Annotated in this window: 7 protein-coding genes and 1 other RNA gene; 6 read left to right on the top strand and 2 right to left on the bottom strand. The window is 66.9% G+C overall.

The window, feature by feature from the left end; genetic code table 11:
- From QSJ18_RS12695 to QSJ18_RS12680, 4 genes are all read left to right on the top strand, one after another.
- A partial coding sequence (locus QSJ18_RS12695) for an SMI1/KNR4 family protein (protein ID WP_286326833.1) occupies nt 1-550 on the top strand: 550 nt, incomplete at its 5' end.
- A gap of 69 nt (nt 551-619) precedes the next feature.
- An RNA gene (gene ffs, locus QSJ18_RS12690) (signal recognition particle sRNA small type) lies at nt 620-714 on the top strand.
- 102 nt (nt 715-816) lie between these two features.
- Nucleotides 817-2,097 carry an aminotransferase class I/II-fold pyridoxal phosphate-dependent enzyme gene (locus tag QSJ18_RS12685; RefSeq protein ID WP_286326832.1) on the top strand — a complete coding sequence of 427 codons (1,281 nt, stop codon included), beginning with the start codon at nt 817-819 and terminating at the stop codon, nt 2,095-2,097.
- 70 nt (nt 2,098-2,167) lie between these two features.
- Entirely contained in the window at nt 2,168-4,588 is a 2,421-nt protein-coding gene (locus QSJ18_RS12680) for a DNA polymerase III subunit gamma and tau (RefSeq protein ID WP_286326831.1), read from the top strand.
- Between the two features lie 59 nt (nt 4,589-4,647).
- On the opposite strand, the gene QSJ18_RS12675 is transcribed toward QSJ18_RS12680, so the two are convergent.
- Nucleotides 4,648-5,979 (bottom strand): class I SAM-dependent methyltransferase, encoded by a 1,332-nt coding sequence (locus QSJ18_RS12675; protein ID WP_286326830.1) that lies wholly within the window; start codon nt 5,977-5,979, stop codon nt 4,648-4,650.
- Nucleotides 5,976-7,370 carry an FAD-binding oxidoreductase gene (locus QSJ18_RS12670; RefSeq protein ID WP_286326849.1) on the bottom strand — a complete coding sequence of 465 codons (1,395 nt, stop codon included), beginning with the start codon at nt 7,368-7,370 and terminating at the stop codon, nt 5,976-5,978. The genes QSJ18_RS12675 and QSJ18_RS12670 overlap by 4 nt, the downstream gene beginning before the upstream one ends.
- Nucleotides 7,371-7,472: 102 nt before the next feature.
- On the opposite strand from QSJ18_RS12670, the gene QSJ18_RS12665 reads away from it, so the two are divergent.
- The gene (locus tag QSJ18_RS12665; RefSeq protein ID WP_286326828.1) at nt 7,473-7,913 is read left to right on the top strand and encodes an SRPBCC family protein; all 441 of its coding nucleotides are present in this window, start codon (nt 7,473-7,475) and stop codon (nt 7,911-7,913) included.
- A gap of 28 nt (nt 7,914-7,941) precedes the next feature.
- Entirely contained in the window at nt 7,942-8,907 is a 966-nt protein-coding gene (locus tag QSJ18_RS12660) for a pseudouridine synthase (RefSeq protein WP_286326826.1), read from the top strand.
- The last annotated feature ends 20 nt before the right edge of the window (nt 8,908-8,927 follow it).

Raw genomic sequence — 8,927 nt, 5'->3', positions numbered from 1 at the left:
GGGGGCCACGCCTTTTTATTCCTGGGGGATCATGAACGACCACGAGCTCGACGAACTGATCGCGCGGAGCATCGCCGTCGGCGCCTCGCCGGGGCCGCCTGCGACCGACACGATGATCGCCGACGCCGAGCACCGGCTCGGGGTGCGCTTCGACGATCAATACCGCCGGTTTCTGCGCCGGTGCAACGGAATCGACAAGATCGGGTCATTCGATCTCTATCCCGTCGACGAACTGGGTGTGTCCCAGCGCTGGACGTCGGTGAACACCTTCTTGGCCGGCGAGTACCTGACCTACGATCCGACCTTCGAGATGCGCGGCGATGAACAGATCGCGCCGGAGTTCAACCCGCCACCGCCCGGGTACGTGCCTGTGTTGATCGGCAACGACAGCAATTTTCCGACGATGGTGGTCGGCAACTTCTCGATCGCCGACCCGGCCGCGTCGCCCGGTGAGGTGGCGCTGTGTCGCTACGAACCCGAACTCCTCGGGACCTTCGACGATGCGCTGAGGGTCTTGGTCGCCGAGGCCGAGGGGCTCGCCGACGGGTGACCGGATACCACTTCCACGACCCGAACCCCACCCCGTCGATGGTGCGGGAAAGCGTCGCCTACACTGTTCAATGGATCCCGCGCGGCGTGCATCCTGTGAACTCCCCCAGGGCCGGAAGGCAGCAAGGGTCAACGGGCTCTCTCGGGTGCGCGGGGTCCCCTATATCCCATCACCTGGCCGCCGCGCAGTGACACGACCGCAGTCGACACGACCGCAGTTGACACGACGAGGTGGGTAACCGCGCCGGCCTTCGCGAGAGGTCCGAGTTGAACTTCCACTCGATGAGTGCCGACCAGCTTCGCGCCACCCAGCAGGATCTGCGAAAGCTCTACGACGAGCTGCGCGCCGCCGGGCTGAATCTGAACCTGACCCGCGGCAAGCCCTCGCCCGAGCAGCTCGACCTGTCCAACGGACTGTTGTCGCTGCCGGGCGAGGAATACCGCGACCGCGACGGCACCGACACCCGCAATTACGGCGGTGTCACCGGATTGCCCGAGCTCCGCGAGATCTTCGGTGAACTGCTCGCCGTGGATCCGGGCAACCTGATCGCCTTCGGCAACTCCAGCCTGGAACTGATGCACGACCTGATCAGCTTCGCGCTGCTGTCGGGCACCGCCGACTCCGACGTGCCGTGGCACGGCCAGACGGTCAAGTTCCTGTGCCCGGCACCCGGCTACGACCGTCATTTCGCGATCACCGAGCACTACGGCATCGAGATGATCGAGGTGCCGATGCTGCCCACCGGCCCCGACGTCGACGCCTGCGCTGCGCTGGTCGCCGACGATCCGTCGATCAAGGGCATCTGGCTGGTGCCGACCTACTCCAACCCGACCGGCGTCACCATCACCGAAGAGGTCGCCAAGGCGCTCGTCGCACTGCCCGCCGCAGCCGAGGACTTCCGCATCTTCTGGGATAACGCCTACGCGGTGCACACCCTCGTCGACGAGGCGCCTGCGCCGCTGCCGATCCTCGACTTCGCGGCGACCGCCGGCCACCCCAACCGCGTCTACGTCCTCGGCTCGACGTCGAAGATCACCTTCGCCGGTGGCGGCGTCGCCTTCTTCGGGTCGTCGCAGGCCAACATCGAGTGGTTCACCAAGAACCTGTCGTTCAAGACGATCGGCCCGGACAAGGTCAACCAGCTGCGGCACGTGAAGTTCTTCGGCGACGCCGACGGGGTGCGCGCGCACATGGCCCGGCATCGGGAGATCCTGGCGCCGAAGTTCAAGCTCGTTCTGGAGATCCTGAACGATCGGCTGTCGGAGTCGAAGGTCGCCTCCTGGTCCGAACCGGAGGGCGGCTACTTCATCAGCCTCGACGTCCTCGACGGCGCGGCCGCCCGGACCATCGCACTCGCGAAGGATGCGGGTATCGCGCTCACCGCGGCCGGCTCGACGTACCCGTACAAGAAGGACCCGCGCGACCAGAACATTCGTCTGGCGCCGACCTTCCCCGAGATCGACGACCTTCGAGTCGCGATGGACGGGGTGTCGACATGCGTGTTGCTGGCGGCCACCGAGACCCTGCTCGACGCCCATCACGACTGACGGCTCGGCGGCCGTTCGCGGCTGTGGGGCAGGCTCGAAACGTGTCAGCGGGCGCCGGTAGTCTCGACCCGTGGCTCTTTATCGCACCTATCGCCCGGCAACCTTCGCCGACGTCGTCGGTCAGGAGCACGTCACCGATCCACTGAGCCGTGCGCTCGACTCCGGGCGCATCAACCACGCCTACCTGTTCTCCGGGCCGCGTGGTTGCGGCAAGACGTCGTCGGCGCGCATCCTCGCACGCTCGCTCAACTGCGCGCAGGGCCCGACGTCGACGCCGTGTGGTACCTGCTCGTCGTGTGTGGCGCTCGCCCCCGGCGGGCCGGGCAATCTCGACGTCATCGAGCTGGACGCGGCCAGTCACGGAGGTGTCGACGACACCCGCGAACTGCGCGACCGGGCGTTCTACGCGCCGGCCGAGTCGCGCTATCGCGTGTTCATCGTCGACGAGGCGCACATGGTCACCAATGCGGGCTTCAACGCACTGCTGAAGATCGTCGAGGAGCCACCGGAGCATCTGATCTTCGTCTTCGCGACGACCGAACCCGAGAAGGTTCTTCCGACGATTCGTTCACGCACCCACCACTATCCGTTCCGGCTGCTGGCGCCGCCGGTCATGCGAGGGCTGCTGGAGAACATCTGCGCCAAGGAGAACGTGACCGTCGGCGCCGACGTGTACCCGTTGGTCATCCGGGCCGGTGGCGGCTCGCCGCGTGACTCGCTGTCCATCCTCGACCAACTGCTGGCCGGTGCCGACGAACGTGGCGTCACCTACGACCGCGCGCTGGCCCTGCTCGGCGTCACCGACATCGCGCTCATCGACGACGCGATCGACGCCCTCGCCGCAGGCGACGGATCGTCGTTGTTCGGCACGGTGGAGAAGGTGGTCGACGCCGGCCACGATCCGCGCCGGTTTGCCGTCGACCTGCTCGAACGACTACGCGATCTCATTCTGCTGCAGGCGGTTCCGGATGCCGTCGATCGTGGTCTGGTGGAGGCGCCCGGCGATCAGCTGGCCCGGATGGCCGCTCAGGTCGCGGCGTTGGGGAGTGCGTCGCTGACGAGATTCGCCGAGATCGCACACAACGCGCTCGGCGAGATGCGCGGCACCACATCGCCGAGGCTGCTGCTGGAAGTGATGTGCGCGCGCATGCTGTTGCCCGCGGTGTCGGCGGATGACGCCGCACTGCTTCAGCGGTTGGAGCGGCTGGAATCCGGCGCCGTGGCCGTCAGCGCTCCAGGAGCGGCCAACGCCCCTGGCGGGAATGTCGGGGCCCCCGGTGGGAATGTCGGGGCGCCCGCCGCGCCGCCGTCGAAACCTGTTGAGCCGGAGGTCGAATCGAAGTTCGTCCGACCGTCGCAACGCAAGGCGATGGAAGAGGCGAAGGCGGCCGCCACGTCGCCGACGGTGAGCCCTGAGGAGCCCGCCGACGGAGGAGCTGAGCGTGACGAAGGGGCGGCCGCCCCCGCGATGGTGCACGGCGGCGGCACGCCGACCGCCCCGCAGCCCCCGGCCCGTCAGCCCGCAGACAGGGTCGACACAGACAGGGTCGACACAGACAGGGTCGACACAGACGGGGTCGACACAGACACGGTCGACACGGACAGTTCCGTCGCAGATCCGCTCGTCGACGGGTCGGTGCGCGATGATGTCGTCCCGACGGCTGAGGTGGTGGATGTTGAGTCTTCCGCACCCGAGGTCGTCGAGCCGCTCGTCGCGCAATCGCCGCGTCCCGAGGTGGAGTCCTTGCCGGACAAGGAGTATCACCACTCATCGACGGCCTTCGACGACGGTATCCCGCTGCCCGAAGAACCGGCCGACGACGACGAGGCCCCGCCGGACGAACCCGGCGTTCGGCGTCCGGCACCCACGCCGCCGCCCGAACCGGAGGCGGAGGCGGAGCAGCCCACGTCGACCGGACCCGACCTGGAGACGATCCGTAAACGGTTCCAGGATGTGCGCTCGGCGGTCCGGCAGCACAGCGCGCAGGGCAAGACCGTCGAGGCGATGCTGTCGGCGGCCGTCGTCGCCCAGGTCTCCGATGATGCCGTCGTACTGTCGCATCCGGTGGAGGGTTTGGTCGGGCGGTTGTCGGCACCGCATTCGGTGGAGATCATCCGCAATGCCCTGCGTGAGGTCTTCGAGGTCGATCTCGACGTCTCGACCGTGCATCAGGCCCCGGGTGCCGCCGCGGCCGCGGGTCCGGCTGCGGGCGCGAACACACGGCAACAACAGCCACGGAAGGCGCAGACCTTCTCGCGGCCGAGCCGTACCCGCGAACCCGGCCCCGACACCACAGGTGCGCCGACCCCACCGCCGGAACCTGAACCCGAGGAACCCGAGCCACCCCGCGCCGACGAGGACATCCCGGACGCGGAGCGGGCCGAGATGGTCGCCGAGGCCAAGACGGCCTCGCCAGACGGCCGACTCGATCCCGACAAGGTGGCCCTGGAACTGCTGAAGTCCGAACTGGGCGCCCGCGTCGTCGAGTAGCGCGTTTTCTTAGTACGACACCGCGCGAAACGCGGTGTCGTACTACGAAAACTTAGGGGTCAGGCGTCCCACCAGGGTCGCAGGGGCAGGTCGTTGCCGCCGCGGTCGTCGAGCTTGGTGGCGAGCACGTGGTGCAGCTGGATGATGTCGCGCTCGAAACCGATCCGGCAGCCGGCCATGTACAGACCCCACAGGCGGGCGGTGCCCTCGCCGACCTCGGCGACGGCCTCGTCCCAGTGCTCGACGAGATTGCGGTTCCAGTCGCGCAGGGTCAGCGCGTAATGGTCGCGGAAATTCTCCTCGTGGACGACCTCGACCCCGCCGATGTCCTGCAGCTTGGAGATGATCTTGCCCGAGCCGGTGAGTTCGCCGTCGGGAAAGACGTAGCGGTCGATGAACGATCCGGCGCGGTTGCGGGCCGAATTGTCCGGACGGGTGATGCAGTGGTTGAGCAGCATGCCGCCGGTACGGAGCTTGTCGCGCATGAAGCTGAAATAGGCGGGATAGTTGCTGACCCCGATGTGCTCGGTGAGTCCGATCGACGAGACGGCGTCGAACTCGGACTCGGTGACATCGCGGTAGTCGCTGTGTCGCACCTCGGCAAAGTCGCCGAGGCCCTCGTCGATGATGGCCTGCTGCGCCCACTGTGCCTGTTCGGCAGAGAGTGTTGCACCAAGCGCATGGACGCCACGTCGGGCCGCATATCGAACCATTCCGCCCCAGCCGCAACCGATGTCGAGCAGACGGTCGCCGGGTTTGAGGCGCAATTTTTCGAAGATCAGCCGGTACTTGTTCTCCTGGGCTGCTTCGAGTGAGGCATCGAGGTCGGGGTACACGGCGCACGTGTAGGTCATCGACGGCCCGAGTACCCACTCGTAGAAGGTGTTCGACACGTCGTAGTGGTAGTGGATGGCCTCGGCGTCGCGGGTCTTGCTGTGCCGCAAGCCCTCGGCGAACCGGCGCCAACGCGGGACCGCCTCCTGGGGCGGCGGGGCGATCGGCTTGAAGTGCTCCAACCCGATCGACCGGGCGATCTGGGCGAGTTCGAGCGGCGACGGTTTGCGGAACTTGAGATCGCCGGCGAGGGCCCGCAAGGCCGGATACGGATCGCCCGGATGTGCGCCGACCAGCGCCAGGTCGCCGGCGATGTAGGCACGGGCCAAGCCGAGATCTCCGGGTGCGGTCACGAGATAGGTTGTGCCGCGCGGGGTTTTGAGTTCGAGGCCGTAGGGTGCGTCGGCCGGGCCTGCCGAGCTACCGTCGTAGGCGCTGATGCGGATGGCCAGATTTCCGCCGAGGAGGGCCTCGAAGATCTCGGCGAGTGGGAGCTTGTGTGTATCGGGAGATCGTCCGTGGGATGAGCTGGTCGAGGTGTCCTTGAATGTGGTCACTGTTGCTTCACCGCCTTGGCGTAGAGGTCGAGCAGACGGCCCTTCGGGTCGTACTGCTTCTTGAGTAGCTGATAGTGCTCGCCGCCGTAGAGCTCATCGAAATCTTCTGGGCTGTAGAAGGATTCCGAATACAGCGACTTGTGGCCATCGAGCTCGGCCACCTTCGTCTCGATTCTCTTGTTCGTGTGGCCGGGCTGCCCGGGCGTGACCGGGACGGCCGACCAGAACCCGACGTTGACGTAGGTCCGCCCCGGCTCCAACGGGTACAGCGGCCACGGGCGGACAGGATCGGAGCCGGGGAGAGCCGGTTCGCGAAGGCGCAACGGGCACAGCCAGATCGGCTCGATGGGAATGTTCTCCAGGAACCATTCGAGGTAGCTGGTGGTGTTCTCGATCGGCACCTCGATATCCTGTACGACCCGTTCGCCGGGCGGCAGACCTTTACGGGCGTTGAGGCGATCACCGATGTCATAGCGCTGGTCGAGGCCGATGAGCTTCCAGTAGAAACTGCTGCGCAGGTAGCGTTTTGGCCATAGTCGCCGGATCCGGGGGTTCTGCGCCCCGAAGGCACGTGAACACCAGAACCAGTCGGTGTCCCAGCGCCACAGGTAATCGTGGGTGGTGAGGACGTCGGTCTTCTTCTCCTGGATGGAGCGGTAATAGATGTCCATCTCGGTGTAGTCGCTGACCGATGAGGGCCCGCCGGGGGCGTCGGCGACCTGACGGCCCAGCGTCAGATAGGACTCGGTCGCGGTGAACACGACGCCGTCGAGATAGTCGACGCGGCGGCCGTCGTGCCTGCCGGTGTCGACGATGTCGGTCATCGCCGCCTGCAATTCATCCAGTTCAGTGAATCGCAGATGGGTCAACTCGACATATGGCTGGACGGTTTCCAGCTCGATCCGCAATCGGACCGAGTAGCCCAGCGTTCCATATGAATTAGGGAAGCCGAAGAACAGGTCGGCGTGCTCGTTGGTGGGTGTCGCGGTCAGGATCTCGCCGTCGCCGGTGAGGACGTCGACCTCCAGTACCGATTCGTGAGGCAGCCCGTTGCGGAACGATGTCGACTCGATCCCGAGTCCCGTGACAGCGCCACCGAGGGTGATCGTCTTCAGCTGCGGGACCACCTTGGGCGCCAGGCCATAGGGAAGCGTCGCCGCGACGAGGTTCTCGTAGGTGCACATTCCCGCGACATCCGCGGTACGCGCGTCCGGATCGACCGAGATGACGCGATCCAGGCCGGAGACGTCCAGTCCGGGATGCGGGTTGGCGGCCCGCTTACGGAACAGATTCGATGTCTTCTTCGCAAGACGGACCGTGGCCTGCGGCGGGATGGCGCGATAGCTCGCCAAGAGCCGCTCCACCCCGTGATCGAATCGCTCTGCCCCCATCTCTAACCGGTCAGAGTTCACTTGGCTAGCCTAGGACGGAAGCCGTGCACCCGCCAACAAATCGGGTGGGGTACCCGCCACATCGTCGAAGGAGTCACCGCCATGGGTCAGATTTCCGCATCGCAAACAGTCGAGGTCGCCGCCAGCCCGGACGCGGTGATCGCGGCGCTGGCCGACTACGTCGAGGTGCGCCCGGCAATCCTGCCCGAGCAGTATCGCGACTATTCGGTCGTCAGCGGGGGTAACGGCGATGGCACGGTGGTCCATTGGATCCTGCAGGCCACTTCGAAGCGGCAGCGTGACGTCCAGGCCACCGCCAGCGTCACTCCGGACACCATCACCGAGACCGACGCCAACTCGACGCTGGTGACCACCTATCAGGTCGCGGCGGCCGGTTCGGGCGCCACGGTGACCACCACCACCACGTGGACCAGCAACGCCAGCGGGATCGGCGGCTTCTTCGAGAAGACCTTCGCGCCGAAGGGCCTCAACCGGATCCAGGCCCAGTTGCTGGCCAACCTCAAGGCACGCGTCGAGGGCTGAGCACAGTCCGACGGCGAGTGGCCTTGCGATGGCCGATGAACCGGTCCGTAGGCGTCGCGGGCGAGCACGGCCGTCGCCCCTGCCATTGCGTGACGGGGTGGACGCCACCCGGGTCGTCCTGCGCGCCGGGACCGGCCACACGGTCGGCGAATGCCTGCTCGCCGCACCGACTCTCGACGGCCTGAGCGAGGAGGATCTCGTCGCTCGGGCGTCGGCGGGCGAGATCGTCGACGCGGCCGGACATCCGGTCGACCTCGACCGGCCGGCGATCCCGAACACCTCGATCTATCTGTATCGGGATCTGCCCGACGAAGTGCAGATCCCCTTCGGGCTGCCGATCATTCACCGCGACGAGAACATCGTCGTCGTCGACAAGCCGCATTTCCTGGCCACCATGCCGCGCGGTAGGCACGTCACCGAGACCGCACTCGTGCGGCTGCGGCGTGCGCTCGGTTCCGGCGACGTCGCACCGGCTCATCGGCTCGACCGGTTGACCGCCGGGGTCCTGCTGTTCACCCTGCAACCCCGGCTGCGGTCGGCCTACCAGGAACTGTTCGCCGCGCGGCGGGTGTCCAAGGAGTATCGCGCGCTCGCATCCCGCGACGAGGCGTTGACGACAGCGGTCACCGTGCGCGACCGCATCGAGAAGACCGCGGGCGACCTGCGGGCCCGGGTCATCGACGGCCCGGTCAACGCGATCAGCACGATCTCCCTGCTCGACGAACCGGCCCCACCCGGACTCGGTGTCTATCGGCTGATCCCGGAGACCGGGCGAACTCACCAGCTGCGAATGCACATGGCGTCGCTGGGCGTGCCGATCGTCGACGACCCGCTGTACCCCGACATCCGGCCCGAACTCGCCGAACGCCCAGATCACGGGGATTTCGGGGCGCCACTGCGGCTGATCGCCCAAGTGCTGGAGTTCGACGATCCGGTCACCGGCGAGCGGCGGCGGTTCGAGAGCGCACGGTCGGTGGCCGACCCACCACGATGAACCGTTCGGGCTAGCCTGGC

It is taken from the genome of Gordonia heveisoli (assembly GCF_030315745.1).
Classification (GTDB): Bacteria; Actinomycetota; Actinomycetes; order Mycobacteriales; family Mycobacteriaceae; genus Gordonia.
The sequence above is the reverse complement of the archived record's forward strand: the minus strand, read 5'-3'. Positions and strand labels throughout refer to the sequence as shown.